Below are 16,712 nucleotides of genomic sequence, written 5' to 3' on the forward strand. Positions count from 1 at the left end.
TGCCGTTTATTTGTTTAAAGCCTCTTGTATACGAATGATTAAATCAGTGTAATGTGCTCTGGAAGCATCATCACCTCTGTACCTTGTTCTGTTCAGTAAATCCAGAACTTTCTGAAGTTCAGCTCTCTTGTAAGTTGTCACCTCAGATACTCTTTTCATGGATGAATAATTGATATTCCTCAAACCGTGGTCATCTTCATGAAAATTACAGATGGTCGGGATATTCAAAGTTTCATCTGTTTTCAATCCTTTTACTGCTGTTTTTTCAAACAATTTGTTCACAGAGACAATCAAAGCATCCACATAATTTTTCTGTGTCATTTTCTCAAGCATCGTAAGGCTTCCTTTTTTACTGAAAATGGCAGTTCTTACCTGATCAAATAAATTTTCAACCGTATAGATTTCTTCTTTAGAGCCAGACATCTGATGTTTCAGTTCATTCTCAAGTAACCTCAACAGTCTGTCATCCATAAACAAAGAATAGATATTTGCATACTGCATTCCTCTTGCCATGGTATATGGTGTCTGCTCAAATGGTCCCATTGGCGAATCTTTTACTGGGTACGTTTTTTCTGTAATCGGATTAAAGAATAACCACTCCGGAAGGTTGATCGCATTTTTAACAAGATAATCAACCGCTCTTCTCTGAATTTCTGCAGGAACAGCTTCATAAGCTTTCTTTTTGTTACCAAAAACAGTATTGTTCAGGTAAATTCCTCCTACATTCGCCATCACATGACCTGTATACAAATCCCACTGCCCGATCACTCCCAGATACAGTTTTCCGGCATCTGTATATTCTTTACCATCTTCATACGTCCATTTCAAAAGGTTGTTAATAACCACTTTCAAATTCTTCATTCCGTACTCGCTGGCTTTCATCGCATCATCACCTAAATCTTCAGACTGCGAACGCGGATCAATGGTTTCCAGGTAGCTCTGCTGCTCACCATAGAAATACATCGGGTCATCTTCGTGTTTTCCAATTAAGTTTTTCAGTGCTTTTTTCTCTACGAATTCATCCTGATACCAACGGTACCCCCACTCGATGGCATATTTATCGTAAAGACCGATTTTCGGAGTGATTGCTGTAACGCCATCTTCCGGCTGAGCTACGTAATTGTAACGGGCATAATCCATAATGGAAGGTGCCGTACCGCCCATTTTGTCTGTAAATTCTTTGGAACGAAGCGACTCTACCGGGAATGCAAAGGATGCTCCCATATTGTGCTTCAATCCGAAAGTGTGCCCCACTTCATGAGATGAAACAAAACGGATGGCTTCTCCCATATGTTCATCACTGAATTTATTTCCTCTTGCTTTTGGATCAATAGGCCCTGTCTGAATTCTCATCCAGTCATGAAGAGAAGTCATTACATTATGCCACCAGATGATATCTGCTTCGATAATTTCCCCACTTCTCGGGTCTACTACTGATGGTCCCATTGCATTTGACTTTGGCGAAGCGGCGTAAGTAATCACAGAATATCTTACGTCATCAATATCAAAATCTTCATCTTTTTCATCCGGCATTTTCGCAATCACTGCATTTTTGAATCCTGCCTGCTCAAACGCCGCCTGCCAGTCATGTACTCCGGCAATGATTTTCTCACGCCATTGTTTTGGAGTTGCCGGGTCGATATAATAAACAATCGGTTTCTTAGGCTCTACCAGCTCACCTTTTAAATATTTTTCTTTGTCCTCGTCCTTCGGTTCAAGATTCCATTTGGTAATAAAGAATTTCTCATCCATTTTTTGCTGATTGTCATTAAACGACCAGTGTTTTTCGGAGAAAAATCCTACTCTTGAATCCGCGACTCTTGGTTTCATCGGTATTTTAGAAAGAAGAACCAGATTGGTAGTAACACCTAATGTTACCGGAAGATCTACCCCGCCTTCATTGACAGAAGTAGACAATTGGGACTTCACCACAAGGTTTTTAGGAAAAGTCTTCACACCTTCTATATAAGAAAGACTTGATTTCACAGATCCACCCAATCCTACATTAGCCAGCACATCATTAAAGCTTTTCTGGTTTCCATCAAAAACTTTGTTCACTTTAATGGCTACAGCCGTAGAGTCGTTGTTTTGTGCCTCAATATCAAAAACTTCAATCACAGATTCTGAAAAATTGTCTTTCACAGATTTTGTAATGGCATCATTTTTTGGGGATGACACTTTAGGCACCACCGTTTTTACCCATACTTTTTTAGCTACAGGATCACGGTAAAAAGAGATGACCTTATTCTCATAGTTCATTCCTTTGTTCAAACCAGCCTCATTGACCTGCATGGGTACCTGAGAAAGTTTATTGACCACCAAAAACTGACGTCCCATCAAACTGTCAGGAATTTCAAAATAAATATCCGTCTTTACCTGAATGGTATTAAAAAGTCCTTTTTTATAGGTTCCTTTTTTGATCAGGTCTTCAATCTTTTTGGTTTTCTTGGAGGAAGAGGTTTCTGTCTTATCCGTTTTTTCTTTGTTGACCTTTACTGTATCTTTATCTTTTTTCTGTGCTATTGCCATTGGTGAGGCCATAGCAAGACCGAGATACAGTGCCAGCCTGTAATTCTTCATTAAAATAGTCCGATTCATTCCAAATAGTAAATATCTTAGTTTCAGCCAGCAAAGCTATAGGTATCATGAATCATATATATAATATTAGGGAGTGAGTGGTGAAATTTCGGGAGTGAATGGATTTTTATTTTACTTCATTAAAGGCAAAAAACATACGAAATATTCACCATCTACAGAAATATTAAGAATATTATTCTTAAAATATCCATAAACCTGATTCAAATACTCAATTCCGAATTTCTCTCCCTGTACCGTTTCCGCCTTAGGCTGCCAGGTATTCTTTACCATGATCCCGTCCTCATCAACGATAATGATAATTTCCAGAGGCTGATCCATCGTTGCAATATTATGTTTGGTCGCATTTTCCGTGACTATCTGAAGGGATAAATACGGAATTCTTTTTTCAAGACTTTCAGGAGCATTAATGATCAATTCAAACTTCAGTTCTTCATCAAACCTGCTTTTCAGAAGTTCCATGTACTGCTGTATAAATTTAATTTCCTGCGAAACAGGAACAATATTATCTTTTGGAGGCACTATAAGATACCTGTAAATCCTGGAAAGATTCATGGTAAATTTCTGTGCATTTTCTTTATTGATCCCGATCAGCATATAAAGGGAATTCAATGAATTGAAAAGAAAATGCGGATTAATGTTATTTTTAAGCTGCTGAAGCTGATTGATCACTTCGGCTTTGTGCATCTTTTCGTTCTCTATCAACAGCAAATTCTTCTCAGACTGTATTTTTTCTTTTTCCTGATAAGCCAGACTGGTTGCTCTCTGAAACAATATGAATACTGTTACAATGAGAAACAACGCTGCCAGAAAAATATAAACAGTATAGGTTTTTATCTTGCTGATATTTTCGTCAATAATAAAATTCACATGATTCACTACCGTATATCCATCAAAATTATCAGTCTTCAATGGTTTTATGAAACGGGTTACCTCCACTCCCAGATATTCTGAAACTGCTGTTCCTTTGGTATATCCTGCTTCAGTTTTGCTGGTCAGTGTATCATTAGATTTAATATCCGTAAAATCAAAAATATTCTTTCCGATATATTTTTTTTCCGGATGGGTAATACAAATTCCTTCTTTAGTAAAAACATAGGCGTAGGTATTGGAACTTTTATCCACGTTGATAAAATATTGATGAAGATCATCCAGACTTACCGTAGAGCCATAGTACAATTTGTTTTTATCGGGCAGTACCAGAGAATCATAGCTCATCCAGTACATACTGTCTTTTTCAGTAATCAAAAGATCTTTGAAATGCCCCGGACCGTTATTTTTTATAACAATAGAATTCTCTTTACGATCTGTCTGCCTGAAAATACCGGATAAAGGATTGTTGCTCTCAGACTTTCCCGAATTACTGTTTTCATAATAATACCAGCTATAAGGGAGCAGATTTCTTTTTTTATTTAAATCATTTAAAACCAAAGAATAATCTTTATAGTTCTTCAGTCCGTCTTTTTGAATCAGTGCGCGAAGCAGGTACTGATAATCTTCAATATTTCTGAATTCATGTTCTATCGATTCATACTTTCGGAAGAATGTTTTCTTTGCAAAATCATCGGTATTCTTACGGCTGTCCTCTGTGATCAAAAGACTCAAAACAGCAAATGCTGCCACTGCGATCAGGCAGGCAGATAAAGCGGTGATGTAAATGGATTTTTTGGATAAGGCGTGCTTAAAATTAATAATCAAATTCTCTAAATTATGGATTCCTCTACATATAAATTATTCGTTTGCAAAGATATAACAAAGATTTCAGGACTGTAAAGTGAATTAAATTTAGATTTCATATTTTAAAGTGAAAAACAAAAATCAGATACGCTTAAGTCTTAAAGTTCGTTAATATCGTCATTGAGACCACCTATTCATCACGCTATATTTTGAAAATTAATTATCTTCGCCTACAAATCTTATTTGAAAATGAAGAAGATCATCTCCGGGATATCTATTTTTTGTGCCATCGCTATTTCAGCTCAGGAAGCCATCCAGTTTCAGGAACTGCCATTCAAGGACATTATTGCCAAAGCCAAGAAAGAAAAGAAATTGGTTTTTATTGATGCCTATGCATCTTGGTGCGGCCCTTGTAAAATGATGGAAAAAAATGTCTTCACACAGAAATCCGTGAGTGATTATTACAATACCAACTTCATTAATGCGAGATTTGATATGGAAAAAGGAGAAGGCAGAGATATCGCTTCGAAATTCGGAGTACGCTCTTATCCTACTTATCTTTTCCTGAACGGTGAAGGCGAGCTTATTTCCCGAAATACAGGATATATGGAAGAAAGCCTGTTTGTGGCAATGGCTCAGGATATCAATTCACCGGGAAACAAAAAAGGATCTCTTAAAGACCGCTTTGCCGGCGGGGAAAAAGACCCTGAATTCCTGATCAATATTATGAAGCTTAATGCCAACTCAGATTATGAATTTGCCAAAAAAGCTTCAGAAAGATACTTCCAGAACAAAAAGAAAACTGAAGAGCTTACAAAGGATGAAATTGGATTTCTTCTTTACTTCGTAAAATCATCGGAAGATACCAACTATCCTGTTTTTGCATCCAGAAAAGCAGAGATTATTAAATTCCTTCCTGAAGAAACTTACAATGAATTTGATGCCCAGCTGAAACTGGGAAAAATAGTAGAACAGTCTATTGATGATAAAAATAAAAAAATCAATGATAACTATTTTATGAAAGCTGCCGAACCATTGGTAGGGAAAGAAGCTGCTGTCAAAAAGCTGAATCAGACTAAACTCAGCTATTATGAACAGAACAGCAATTTTCCTGAATACGAGAAAGCGGCTTTAGATTATTATAAAAATTCTGATGCCTTTGATCCGAATGAGCTCCTGAGAGCAGCATGGATATTTGCAGATCATGTGAAAACTCCATCTTCATTAAAGAAGGCTACAGAATGGGCAGAAAAATCTGTTATGAGAAGCGAAACTTCGGAAAACACTTATATTCTTGCCAAACTTTATCACCTTACCGGAAATAAAGAGATGGCAAAAAACTATGCTGAAATGTCTAAAAATATGGCAGTTCAGGCCAATAAGGATTCTCAACTGGCAGATGAACTATTAAAGCAGATAAAATAAACATTATAAACCGGATGAAATATAAATTATTAGCAGCAGGCATTTTAGCTTTCCTGTCTACAACTACGTTGAGCGCTCAGGAACAGGAACAAGGAGGACAGGATAACAGTTTATACATAAAAGGGAATGCTTTATTTGCTCCGATAGGGATTTTAAACCTTGGAATAGAAAAACAGATCAGTCCGAAATATACCCTTCAGGGAGATGTTTTCATTTCACCATGGAAATCATTCGCAGGACACAAACTACAGTTTTACTCTGTCTCTGCAGAAGGAAGATATTATTTTACCGAAGCTTTCAAACACTGGTATGTAGGTGCAAACATAGCTGTTGCTGCTTACAATGCCACAAAATGGAGTTATTGGAATGACGATACTTTTGAAAACTGGAATGGAGAAATCCTTAAGAACTCCAACCTGTACCAGAAAGGATTTTCTGTAATGCTGGGAGTTACAGCCGGATACCAGTTTCAATTATCAGAGCGCTGGAATCTTGATATTTACGGAACAATCGGAACATCACAAGGGTTTTATAAAGGGTACGACAAATCTACAGGAAGACGTTACGATTCTGCCAAGGAATTTAATAAAAGCGGTGAAATCATCCCATACAGAGGCGGTGTCATGATTTCTTATAAATTAAAATAATACAATGAAACCATTCGGAAGAAATCATATTATCATTTCAGTCATCACTTTTGTGATTCTTTTTTTAATGAATTATATCGGGAATGATCTACCTGATAAATTACAGAGAGCTTTAATGACTGCTTTTGCAGGTGTTGTCGGCTTAACTATCGGATTTTTTATATTAAATAAGGGCAGAAATGATAAAAATCCGCCCCAAAATTTTGATTAATTAATCTTCGTACACCACATATCTGGTTCTGATCTTTTCGAAACTTTCCAGATCTTTTTTCCATGAATCTTTAATTTCCGGAATTGATTTTCCTGCGATGATCTGTTTTCTCAATTCATCAGTTCCGGATAAAGTATCAAACCACAGATTTTTCAGGAAGAAATCCTGCTGTGGATTTTTATAGTTTTGATAGGATTTGATTACCCATTCAAGATTCAGTTCTCTTAAATCTTTAGGATAACTGGAAAGGTTTTCACCATAACACAGTTTCCCGTTCAGGAAAGGATCTTTGGCACCATAGCTTGGTTTTGGCGTAAACTGATAAGGCAGATTTTCCGTCCATGGAGAACCATAAATCTGGAAAGGAAGATCTGTTCCTCTTCCTACAGAAACCTGAGTACCTTCAAAAAAGCAAAGGCTTGGATATAAATTAATCGCTTTATCATTGGGTAAATTAGGAGAAGGTTTATCAAGTATTGGGTAACGCTGTTTTTTATGATAATTCTTCATCTGAACAAGCGTATATTTCGCCTGTACTTGATTTTTAAGCCATTTCTCTCCGTTTACCATCTTTCCATACTCTCCTATTGTCAGTCCATATACTACAGGAACTTCGTGAAGTCCGACAAAACTTGCCCATTTTTTCCTTAATACAGGTCCGTCCGTATATCCGTCATGCGGATTGGGGCGATCCAAAACCATGATCTCCACATTATTTTCAGCTCCGGCTTCCATCAGGTAAGACAAAGTGGAAATATAGGTATAAAACCTCACTCCAACATCCTGAATATCAAAAACAACTACATCAATTCCGGAAAGCTGTTCCGGCTTTGGCTTTTTATTATTTCCATATAGTGAAACAATGGGAATTCCTGTTTTCACATCTACTCCGTTCTTCACTTTTGCCCCTGCATCTGCATCTCCTCTGAATCCATGTTCAGGAGCGAAAATAGACTTGATTTTAATTCCGTTTTTTACCAGAAAATCAACCAGGTGGGTTTTATCACTCATTAAACCTGTCTGATTGGTTACCACCCCAATTGTTTTATTCTTTAACAGCGGCAGGTAGATTTCAGGCTGGTCGGCACCCGTTTTAAAATCCGGTTGAACTTGAGTCTGAGAATAATATTGGTTGAATACTCCTAAAAAAATTAGGCAAATCAGAAGTAAATTTTTAATTTTGAAATCTAAATTCATAAGCTTGAAATTTCCTTTATATTTCTCTAGAAAAATAGCATTTTCCAAAGATAACAAAAATAACCTTTCAAGGGTTATCATCTTCATTGGCAGGCTTTCCGTAGCTTTGGGAATTATTGTTTCCCTCATTACCGTAGCCACCGGTTTTGGTTCAAAAAAAGCTATCAAAGAAAGGCTGGCTGATTTCAGCGGACATATTACCGTAAGATCTACAAGATCCAATTCTTCATACAATACTTCTGTACTGGACAATCAGGGACTGAATATTGCCAAGATAAAAGAACTTCCCGATGTGGAAAGCACTCAAAAATATGTAACAGTTACCGGAATTATGCGTAATGAGCACAATTTCGCAGGCATTATATTTAAAGGAATCGGTAAGGATTTTGACAGTTTAAGATTTAAAAAATTCCTTATAGCCGGAACGACTCCGAAGGTAACAGAAAAAGGATTCAATAGTGATGTAGCGATTTCTCAGAAAGTAGCCAACGACCTTCATCTTAAATTGAATGACAGCATTGTAACCGTATTTTTAAAAGCTGATCAGAAGCCGCTTTACCGTAAGTTCAGAGTTATCGGAATTTACAGAACGGATATCAAGCTCATTGACGAGCAATTCGTTATCGGCGGTATCAATCATGCCAGAAAAATTCAGGATATGAAGCCTGATGAAATTGGCGGAATTGATATCTTCCTGAAGAATGTGAATGATATTGACAAAGATTTTCCTGACATTGAGAAACTGATCGGGTATAAAAATTATGCTGAGAAAGCGACAGAAAAATTCCCGCAGATTACAGACTGGATCAGTATTTTTGATACCAACATTGCTTTGATCATTATTATTATGCTTATCGTAGTGGTCATCAATATCATTATGGTTTTGCTGATCCTTATTATCGAAAGAACCAATTCTATTGGTCTTCTCAAAACACTAGGGGCAAGCAATTCACAGATAAGAGCTACCTTTATCAATTATACCCTGATTATTATGATTCCGGGACTTTTGTACGGAAATGCTATCGGATTGGGATTGATTTTAATACAGAAATTCTTTGGAGTTATCAAACTTAATCCTGAAAATTATTATGTAAGCACCGTTCCGGTAGATCTTAATCCTATTGCTATTGTCTCCATCTCAGTAGGAATTCTTATTATCTCAGGGCTGGCTTTGATTATTCCTAGCTACCTGATCAGTAAGATTTCTCCGGTGAAGGCGATTAAGTACAACTAATACGATATTTTGATATTTGATATTTGATATTTGATATTTGATATTTGATATTTAAAAGTTATTAATTGTGTATCAATTGATTTCAGTGTTATCCACAACTTATCCACATGTTATCCACAATGAAGATAATTTTAAAAGCCGTATCTTTGTGCCGCTTATAAAACATTTATGAAATACGCAAAAAATATCCTTGAAACGATAGGTAACACACCGCTGGTAAAGCTTAACAAAGTATTAGGTGAAGATTTTCCGGCATTGGTATTAGCAAAAGTAGAGACCTTCAATCCCGGAAATTCCGTAAAGGACAGAATGGCTCTTAAAATGATAGAAGATGCCGAAAAAGACGGCAGATTAAAACCTGGAGGAACCATTATTGAAGGAACTTCCGGAAATACAGGAATGGGACTGGCACTGGCTGCCATCATCAAAGGATACAAATGTATCTTTGTGACTAATTCAAAACAGTCAAAGGAAAAATGTGACATTCTTCGTGCTGTAGGAGCTGAAGTAATTGTTTGCCCTACCGACGTAAAACCTACCGATCCAAGATCTTATTATTCAGTTTCAAAAAGACTGGCAAAAGAAACGGAAAACGGATGGTATGTCAACCAATATGATAACCTGTCCAACAGAGCTGCTCATTATGAATCTACCGCTCCTGAAATCTGGGAACAGACAGAAGGAAAACTGACTCATTTTGTGGTAGGAGCCGGAACAGGAGGTACAATCACCGGATGCGGAACATTCTTCAAAGAAAAAAATCAGGATATCAAAGTAATCGGAGTGGATACTTATGGCTCTATTCTGAAAGAATTCCACGAAACAGGTGAACTGCATTATGACCATGCTTACACCTATATTACAGAAGGAATCGGGGAAGATATCATTCCTGAAAACTATGATATGTCTGTAATTGACCATTTCGAAAAAGTAACGGATAAAGACGGTGCTATCTACGCAAGAAAACTGGCTAAAGAAGAAGGTATTTTCTGTGGATATTCTGCCGGAAGTGCTATTGCATCTTTGATTCAGATGAAAGATCAGTTTACAAAAGATGATGTCATTGTCGTTTTACTTCATGACCATGGTTCAAGATATGTAGGAAAAATCTACAATGATGAGTGGATGAAAGAAATGGGTTGGCTGGAAGAAAGCAAATAAGCTTAACTTATAAATAATAGAAAACGGAGCAAAATGATTTTGCTCCGTTTTTGTTTTATTGATCGGTTTTAACTTTCTCTTTCAATGTATTCTTTAGAAAGCTGTATTCTTTCTCATTCATTGATTTTCTGGGAAACATATAGCTGTATTTTCCTTCCAGAGAAATAAATTCATGAGTGCTGTCAAAATATTCAAAATCTTTCCATTCGCTGGTTTCTTTTTCGCCATCAATATTGACGATGAAAAAGTTCTTATCCAACCTGATCTCATATACTTTACATCTTTCAAGCCCGCTTAAATAATGATTCACCTGTTTTTTCCATCTTGAAACTTTATTAACGCCTACGGATAAAAAAACAGCACAAAGCAAAAATATAAAGCTTAAAAAGTATAAAATCCCAACACTTTCTTTACTCAAAAGATCTTTGAAAAGAAAAACGATGAAAACAACTACTGCTGCTGTAATGGTGGCAATCGTTTTACTTTTTGTAGTGGGTGAAAAAAGCAGACTTCCCTGATTACCGCTAAAATAAATATCTTCAAAAATTTTCCTGTCCGGTTTTAGTGTAATCACCTTTTCTTCATTCATAATTATAAAATTTGCTTTAAAAAGCTACAAAACTAAACTAAATATCTTCATATTGATCACTTATTGCAGAAAGTTTGTTCATCAATTCTCTGTTTCTGCGGTTCAGCGCATCCAGTTTTTTCAGCATATTATGAATCACTTCCAGGCCGGGCAGGTTAATTTCAAGATCATAATGCCAGTTGGCAAATTTTTCCAGGTCAGGCAGATCTTCATACATCAGATAATGAATATTGTTTTCAATCTGAATATTCAGCAGCCCGTAATCTACAAGCTCATCAAAAAAAGTAATTTCTATATTATAGATTTTTACGAGTTCTTCCCGTGATATTCTTTCACTCATAGCTTAGGAATTTTTTAGTTGTTCAAAAAGTTCTTTCTGCTTTTCGGTAAGGTTGGTTGGCAGTTTCACTTCATAGGTTACAAAAAGATCACCGTGTTCTCCTTCTTTTTTATAGACAGGGAAACCTTTTCCTTTGAGTCTTACCGTCATTCCGGTTTGGGTTTCCGGTTTTACTTTAAGGTTTACACTTCCATGGAGCGTATGTACTTTTACTTCTCCGCCCAGAACGGCTGTATACAGATCAATAGTGACTTTGGTTTTCAGATCATCACCGATTCTTTCAAAATCCGGATCAGCCGGAATATTGAAGGTAATGTATAAATCTCCATTAGGCCCTCCGTTTACTCCGGGATTCCCGTGTCCTTTTAACTTGATCTGCTGCCCGTCATATACTCCTGCAGGAATCGTGATTCTTACTTTTTTACCATTGATTTCAAAAGTTTGCGGATGAGTAGTTGCGGCGTCCCTTAAATTTAAGTTCAGTTCAGCATGAATATCCTGCCCTTTGAACTTTCCGGAAGCTCTTCCTCTGGAACTTCTGCCAAATCCACCGCCTGCACCGCCAAACATATCCTGGAAGAAATCTGAGAAATCTTCACCTCCACCAAAGTCTGCACCGGAATAACCTCCGTTATAACTTTGTTGTTGATACTGTCTTTGCTGTTGCTGCTGGGCTTTTTCGTATTCTTCGCCGTGCTTCCAGTGTTCTCCGTACTTGTCATATTTTGATCTGTTTTCCGGATTACTCAGGACTTCGTTCGCTTCATTCAGTTCCTTGAATTTCTTTTCTGCTTCTTTGTCTCCGGGATTAAGATCGGGATGATGTTTTCTAGCCAATTTTCGGTAGGCTTTTTTGATATCATCCTGTGTTGCGTTTTTATCTACGCCTAAAATTTTATAATAATCTATATAAGCCATAGAAATGAGGTTTACTCAAATTTATGAATTTTAGGTCTGAAAATTGTATAACAGAATGTTAAAAATAAACCTATCTTTGATAAAAAGCCATACATGAAAGATGTATTGAAAAACTACTCCGGAATCATATTTTTACTTTTAGGAATCATTGTTGGAAGCATCATAGGAATTGTTGCACCCGGTTTTGTGGAATACATTAAACCTTTGGGAGATATTTTTCTGAATCTTCTTTTTGTGAGTGTGGTTCCTTTAGTATTTTTTGCGGTATCCAATTCTATTGCCTCTCTGGAGCAGCAGTCTAAATTTGGAAAGATCATCCTTGTAATGGCTCTTACTTTCTTATTTTTTATTCTCACAGCAGCTGTTTTCACAATTTGTGCGGTCTATCTTTTTCCAGTTTCAGGGGTCTCTGGAAGTTCTGAGATTATTTCTGAAGCAGCCAATGAGGATACATGGGGTAACAGAATTGTAAGTTTCTTTACCGTGGGAGAATTTACAGAGCTTTTTTCAAGAAGGAATATGCTGGCTCTTCTGGTATTTGCTTTCCTGACAGGGTTTGCAGCCAGAAAAACAGGAGAAAAAGGACAGCCTTTCAGAGTGTTTATCGCTTCAGGATATGAAGTCATGAAAGAGCTTCTTTTGTTGGTGATGAAACTGGCACCTATTGGTTTGGGAGCCTATTTTGCTTATCAGGTAGCTACTTTGGGGCCACAGCTTTTTGGATTTTATGCTAAACCTTTAGGGTTATATTATATTGCAGGAGTTATTTATTTCCTCGTGTTCTTTTCTATCTATGCATTCATGGCGAATGGACAAAATGGAGTGAAAAGTTTCTGGACCAATGCGATCTACCCTACTTTAACCGCTATAAGCACTTGCAGCAGTTTTGCAACAATGCCTGCTAATTTACAGGCGGCTTCCAAAATCGGGATTCCGAATTCTATTGCCAATCTGGTAATTCCTATTGGAACGACACTGCATAAAAACGGGTCTTCAATGTCTTCGATTATCAAGATTTATGTGGCCTTTTTAATTATTGGAAAAGATTTTTTTGATCCTGCCAATCTGCTTTTAGCTTTGGGGATTACTGTTTTTGTGAGTATTGTAGCGGGTGGAATTCCTAACGGCGGGTATATTGGGGAAATGCTGATGATTTCTGTTTATAAACTACCCCAGGAAGCAATTCCTGCGGTGATGATCATCGGGACATTGGTAGATCCGTTGGCTACCGTTCTAAACGCTGTAGGAGATATCGTGGCGGCTATGTTTGTCAACCGGTTTGTCAAGGTCTGACTTTTTTGTTAAAAACACTATTCACTGCGTTTTACCGGTTCCAGGTTTTCATATTCTTCAGGAGTGAAAAGCCTGTAATGAACTTTAAACGTTTTTCCCAAAGGAGTTTCCAGTGAAAACCCACCAGGTCCGAAACCTTCTGTAACATCGAGGGTAAAATGTGAATATTTCCAGTATTCAAACAAATCGCGGTCTATCCAGAACTCATGTCCGTTGATGGTTCCGATCATAGCATCATTCATTCTGGGAAAGAAACCTCCTTTTTCAAAACATTGCGGCTGAGTTCCCTCACAACATCCTCCTGCCTGGTAAAACATCAGGGGGCCGTATTGATCTTCCAGCCTGTGAATCACTTCAAGCGCCTGCTCCGTAGCGGAAAGTCTTGATCTTTTTGTTTCCATTGTTTTTATTTTGATTTAATGCAAACCTTTAATTGACAAAAGATCCCGGTATAATAAATTAACCGGGATCATCTATACATCATCAAATTAATTTGAGCCGGCAATATCCAGAACGATTCTGCCGTCAATCTGTCCTTTTTTCATTTTATCGAATACATCATTGATATCTTCCAGTTTTGCAGGAGTAACGGTGGCTTTTACCAGTCCTTCATTGGCAAAATCCAATGCTTCCTGCAGATCTTTTCTGGTTCCTACAATAGAACCTCTCACGGTGATCCTCTTCAAAACCGTTTCAAAAATAGGGAGTTCAAAAGAGCCGGGAGGCAGGCCATTCAGAGCAATGGTACCTTTTCTTCTCAGTACATCTATTCCCTGTTTGAAAGCGATAGGTGAAACCGCAGTAATCAATGCGCCGTGCATTCCGCCGACTTCTTTATGCAAATATTCTCCAGGATCTGTGTTTTTTGCATTGACTACAAGGTCTGCACCTAATTTTTTCGCCAGTTCAAGCTTATCATCTGCTACATCAATAGCAGCAACATGCATTCCCATAGCTTTTGCATATTGAACCGCTACATGTCCCAGTCCACCGATTCCTGAAATGGCTACCCATTCGCCGGGTTTTGTTTCTGTTTCTTTTAATCCTTTGTAAACTGTGACTCCGGCACATAAAATTGGGGCAATTTCCAAAAAGTTAACATCAGATTTCAAATGTCCCACATATCTTGAGTCTGCAATGACGTATTCTGCAAATCCGCCATCTACACTATATCCTCCGTTTTTCTGTGCTTCACAAAGAGTCTCCCATCCTGTAATGCAATAATCGCAGCATCCGCAAGCACTGTACAGCCATGGAACTCCTACCGCATCTCCTTCTTTCACAAAAGCTTCCGGTCCGCAGGCTACCACGATCCCTACTCCTTCGTGTCCGGGGATGAGCGGCATCTTAGGTTTGGCAGGCCAGTCGCCATCCACAGCATGTAAATCTGTATGACAGACTCCACAGGCGATGACTTTAACAAGCACTTCATATCTTCCGGGTTCTCTTACAGGTACTTCTTCTATTTTCAAAGGTTGGCCATAGCCCTGAACTACCGCCGCTTTCATTGTTTTTGGAATCATATTTTCTTTTTTGGATTGAGTTATTTCACGTTATCAGTTTTTATCTCTGCTTCTGAACAGGTAATTTCCCTGCGTGAGGGATAGGAAGGGCGGCGAGGAACGAGCCGGTGCGCAATGCAATGGAGCACCGAAACGAAGTGCAGCCCTGGATAGCCCGACCGTTTTGCCCTGGATAAAGCCAAGGCAATCGGGCACGTCCTAAATAATAATATTAAAAGAAACCTAGCTTATTCTTGTTATAGGAAATCAGCATGTTTTTGGTTTGTCGGTAATGGTCGAGCATCATTTTATGATTCTCTCTTCCTATTCCTGATTGTTTGTAACCTCCGAAAGGTGCTCCTGCCGGATAAGAGTGATATTGGTTTACCCATACTCTACCTGCTTCAATCTGTCTTGGAATATTGTACAGCTGGTGGGCATCTCTGGTCCATACACCTGCTCCCAGTCCGTAGATGGTATCATTAGCAATTTTCACGGCTTCTTCTTCATCTTTGAAAGTGGTAAATGCCAGCACAGGCCCGAAAATTTCTTCCTGGAAAATTCTCATTTTATTATTTCCTTTGAAAATAGTCGGCTGAATGTAGTAGCCGTCTTCAAGATCTTCTCCCAGGTGATTGACATCTCCACCCACCAATACTTCTGCTCCTTCATCTATTCCCAGCTGGATATAGGAAAGGATTTTATCTTTCTGGATCTGCGAAGCCTGGGCTCCCATCATTACGGTTTTATCCAGTGGATTTCCTACTTTAATGGCTTTTACCCTTTCGATCACTCTTTCGATAAAGGCATCTGCAATTCCTTCCTGAACCAGCAGCCTTGAAGGACATGTACAGATTTCTCCCTGGTTAAGGGCGAAAAGAACAGCTCCCTCTATAGCTTTGTCTAAAAACTCATCATCTGCGTCCATTACAGAATTGAAGAAAACGTTCGGTGACTTTCCTCCCAATTCCAACGTTACCGGAATAATATTTTCTGTAGCGTATTGCATTACCAGTCGTCCGGTAGCGGTAGAACCAGTAAATGCTGCTTTGGCTACTTTCGGATTGGTAACGAGCGCTCTTCCAAGTTCTGCTCCGAATCCGTTGACAATATTAATAACTCCTGCCGGTAAAAGGTCACCAATAAGCTCCATTAATACCATAATGGAAACAGGAGTGCTTTCTGCAGGCTTTAAAACAACACAGTTTCCTGCAGCCAATGCCGGAGCCAGCTTCCATACAGCCATCAGGATCGGGAAATTCCATGGGATGATCTGTGCAATTACTCCAAGAGGTTCGTGAACAATTAAGGAAACGGTGTCTTTGTCCAGTTCGTTATGAGATCCTTCTTCTGCGCGGATCACAGACGCAAAGTATCTGAAATGATCTATAGCTAAAGGTAAATCTGCTGCCAGCGTTTCTCTTACAGCCTTTCCGTTATCTATTGTTTCTACTGTAGCAAGGTATTCCAGATTCTGTTCCATCCTGTCTGCAATTTTGTTCAGGATGATGCTTCTTTCTGTAGAAGAAGTATTTTTCCATGTCTGAAATGCTTTTTCAGCTGCATCTACAGCCAGTTCCAGGTCTTCTTTGGATGAGTGTGCTACCTGAGTAAAGTTTTTGCCATCTACCGGGGAAACCACGTCAAAATATTGTCCTTTAACGGGTGGTGTGAATTTCCCGTCAATATAGTTATCGTATCTGTTTTTAAACTCCGGGCGCTGTAAAAGCGTTGTTGATCTTGGTTCTGTAATAGTGCTCATATTAGTATTGTTTTTATTTTTCGATAACGCCAAATTACACTGAGAAGCCAGAAAGAGTATAGCACAATCGTATAAAAAAAGTGGAAAATAGTGCAAGAGGTTCAATTTTAGTATTTTATTAACAGCAACGTACACTCAAATTTTCTATATTTGAGTTACCT

Annotated in this window: 15 protein-coding genes; 6 read left to right on the forward strand and 9 right to left on the reverse strand. The window is 38.1% G+C overall.

All coding sequences use genetic code 11. The annotated features are described in order from the left end of the window. Positions 1 to 6: 6 nt before the first annotated feature. A complete protein-coding gene (locus tag V0410_RS09580) occupies positions 7 to 2,580 on the reverse strand; it encodes a zinc-dependent metalloprotease (RefSeq protein WP_330747292.1) in 2,574 nt (857 codons plus the stop codon). Between the two features lie 129 nt (positions 2,581 to 2,709). Then, positions 2,710 to 4,293: a histidine kinase gene (locus V0410_RS09585; RefSeq protein ID WP_330747293.1), complete on the reverse strand. Its 1,584-nt coding sequence runs from the start codon at positions 4,291 to 4,293 to the stop codon at positions 2,710 to 2,712. A gap of 228 nt (positions 4,294 to 4,521) precedes the next feature. Here V0410_RS09585 and V0410_RS09590 point away from each other — a divergent pair, with 228 nt between their 5' ends. The 3 genes from V0410_RS09590 to V0410_RS09600 are packed head-to-tail and all read left to right on the forward strand — an operon-like array spanning position 4,522 to position 6,555. Continuing rightward, positions 4,522 to 5,697 (forward strand): thioredoxin family protein, encoded by a 1,176-nt coding sequence (locus V0410_RS09590; protein WP_330747294.1) that lies wholly within the window; start codon positions 4,522 to 4,524, stop codon positions 5,695 to 5,697. Positions 5,698 to 5,711: 14 nt separating this feature from the next. Further along, positions 5,712 to 6,344 (forward strand): DUF3575 domain-containing protein, encoded by a 633-nt coding sequence (locus V0410_RS09595; protein WP_330747295.1) that lies wholly within the window; start codon positions 5,712 to 5,714, stop codon positions 6,342 to 6,344. Between the two features lie 4 nt (positions 6,345 to 6,348). Next, the gene (locus V0410_RS09600; RefSeq protein WP_330747296.1) at positions 6,349 to 6,555 is read left to right on the forward strand and encodes a hypothetical protein; all 207 of its coding nucleotides are present in this window, start codon (positions 6,349 to 6,351) and stop codon (positions 6,553 to 6,555) included. Here the strand turns inward: V0410_RS09600 and V0410_RS09605 are convergent, their stop codons facing one another. Next, positions 6,556 to 7,752, reverse strand: coding sequence for an exo-beta-N-acetylmuramidase NamZ family protein (locus tag V0410_RS09605; RefSeq protein ID WP_330747297.1), 1,197 nt, complete (start codon positions 7,750 to 7,752; stop codon positions 6,556 to 6,558). Positions 7,753 to 7,756: 4 nt separating this feature from the next. Here V0410_RS09605 and V0410_RS09610 point away from each other — a divergent pair, with 4 nt between their 5' ends. Further along, positions 7,757 to 8,986: an ABC transporter permease gene (locus tag V0410_RS09610; RefSeq protein WP_110010172.1), complete on the forward strand. Its 1,230-nt coding sequence runs from the start codon at positions 7,757 to 7,759 to the stop codon at positions 8,984 to 8,986. A 168-nt stretch (positions 8,987 to 9,154) separates the two neighbouring features. Further along, a complete protein-coding gene (locus tag V0410_RS09615) occupies positions 9,155 to 10,147 on the forward strand; it encodes a PLP-dependent cysteine synthase family protein (RefSeq protein WP_105701725.1) in 993 nt (330 codons plus the stop codon). A 55-nt stretch (positions 10,148 to 10,202) separates the two neighbouring features. Here V0410_RS09615 and V0410_RS09620 read toward each other — a convergent pair whose 3' ends face one another. The 3 genes from V0410_RS09620 to V0410_RS09630 are packed head-to-tail and all read right to left on the reverse strand — an operon-like array spanning position 10,203 to position 11,994. Beyond that, positions 10,203 to 10,736, reverse strand: a complete 534-nt coding sequence (locus tag V0410_RS09620) for a hypothetical protein (RefSeq protein WP_330747298.1) — start codon at positions 10,734 to 10,736, stop codon at positions 10,203 to 10,205. Positions 10,737 to 10,773: 37 nt separating this feature from the next. Next, a complete protein-coding gene (locus V0410_RS09625; RefSeq protein WP_079242769.1) occupies positions 10,774 to 11,076 on the reverse strand; it encodes a chaperone modulator CbpM in 303 nt (100 codons plus the stop codon). A gap of 3 nt (positions 11,077 to 11,079) precedes the next feature. After that, entirely contained in the window at positions 11,080 to 11,994 is a 915-nt protein-coding gene (locus V0410_RS09630) for a DnaJ C-terminal domain-containing protein (RefSeq protein ID WP_110010175.1), read from the reverse strand. A gap of 93 nt (positions 11,995 to 12,087) precedes the next feature. On the opposite strand from V0410_RS09630, the gene V0410_RS09635 reads away from it, so the two are divergent. Further along, complete coding sequence (locus V0410_RS09635) at positions 12,088 to 13,287, forward strand: dicarboxylate/amino acid:cation symporter (RefSeq protein WP_137905907.1); 1,200 nt, start codon at positions 12,088 to 12,090, stop codon at positions 13,285 to 13,287. Positions 13,288 to 13,304: 17 nt separating this feature from the next. Here V0410_RS09635 and V0410_RS09640 read toward each other — a convergent pair whose 3' ends face one another. The 3 genes from V0410_RS09640 to V0410_RS09650 all read right to left on the reverse strand — a co-directional run bounded on the left by V0410_RS09640 (position 13,305) and on the right by V0410_RS09650 (position 16,551). Next, entirely contained in the window at positions 13,305 to 13,688 is a 384-nt protein-coding gene (locus V0410_RS09640) for a DUF779 domain-containing protein (protein WP_330747301.1), read from the reverse strand. Between the two features lie 87 nt (positions 13,689 to 13,775). Further along, entirely contained in the window at positions 13,776 to 14,810 is a 1,035-nt protein-coding gene (gene adhP, locus V0410_RS09645; RefSeq protein ID WP_110010178.1) for an alcohol dehydrogenase AdhP, read from the reverse strand. A gap of 211 nt (positions 14,811 to 15,021) precedes the next feature. After that, positions 15,022 to 16,551: an aldehyde dehydrogenase family protein gene (locus V0410_RS09650; protein ID WP_330747302.1), complete on the reverse strand. Its 1,530-nt coding sequence runs from the start codon at positions 16,549 to 16,551 to the stop codon at positions 15,022 to 15,024. Positions 16,552 to 16,712: the final 161 nt, after the last annotated feature.

This window comes from Chryseobacterium sp. CP-77 (assembly GCF_036362765.1).
GTDB classification, from domain to species: Bacteria; Bacteroidota; Bacteroidia; order Flavobacteriales; family Weeksellaceae; genus Chryseobacterium; species Chryseobacterium cupriresistens.

Bases quoted from the DNA above. Each gene is read 5' to 3' on its own strand.
- V0410_RS09580 (WP_330747292.1), bottom strand. From the start codon at position 2,580: ATGAAGAATTACAGGCTGGCACTGTATCTCGGTCTTGCTATGGCCTCA.
- V0410_RS09590 (WP_330747294.1), top strand. From the start codon at position 4,522: ATGAAGAAGATCATCTCCGGGATATCTATTTTTTGTGCCATCGCTATT.
- V0410_RS09595 (WP_330747295.1), top strand. From the start codon at position 5,712: ATGAAATATAAATTATTAGCAGCAGGCATTTTAGCTTTCCTGTCTACA.
- V0410_RS09600 (WP_330747296.1), top strand. From the start codon at position 6,349: ATGAAACCATTCGGAAGAAATCATATTATCATTTCAGTCATCACTTTT.
- V0410_RS09605 (WP_330747297.1), bottom strand. From the start codon at position 7,752: ATGAATTTAGATTTCAAAATTAAAAATTTACTTCTGATTTGCCTAATT.
- V0410_RS09615 (WP_105701725.1), top strand. From the start codon at position 9,155: ATGAAATACGCAAAAAATATCCTTGAAACGATAGGTAACACACCGCTG.
- V0410_RS09620 (WP_330747298.1), bottom strand. From the start codon at position 10,736: ATGAATGAAGAAAAGGTGATTACACTAAAACCGGACAGGAAAATTTTT.
- V0410_RS09625 (WP_079242769.1), bottom strand. From the start codon at position 11,076: ATGAGTGAAAGAATATCACGGGAAGAACTCGTAAAAATCTATAATATA.
- V0410_RS09630 (WP_110010175.1), bottom strand. From the start codon at position 11,994: ATGGCTTATATAGATTATTATAAAATTTTAGGCGTAGATAAAAACGCA.
- V0410_RS09635 (WP_137905907.1), top strand. From the start codon at position 12,088: ATGAAAGATGTATTGAAAAACTACTCCGGAATCATATTTTTACTTTTA.
- V0410_RS09640 (WP_330747301.1), bottom strand. From the start codon at position 13,688: ATGGAAACAAAAAGATCAAGACTTTCCGCTACGGAGCAGGCGCTTGAA.
- adhP (WP_110010178.1), bottom strand. From the start codon at position 14,810: ATGATTCCAAAAACAATGAAAGCGGCGGTAGTTCAGGGCTATGGCCAA.
- V0410_RS09650 (WP_330747302.1), bottom strand. From the start codon at position 16,551: ATGAGCACTATTACAGAACCAAGATCAACAACGCTTTTACAGCGCCCG.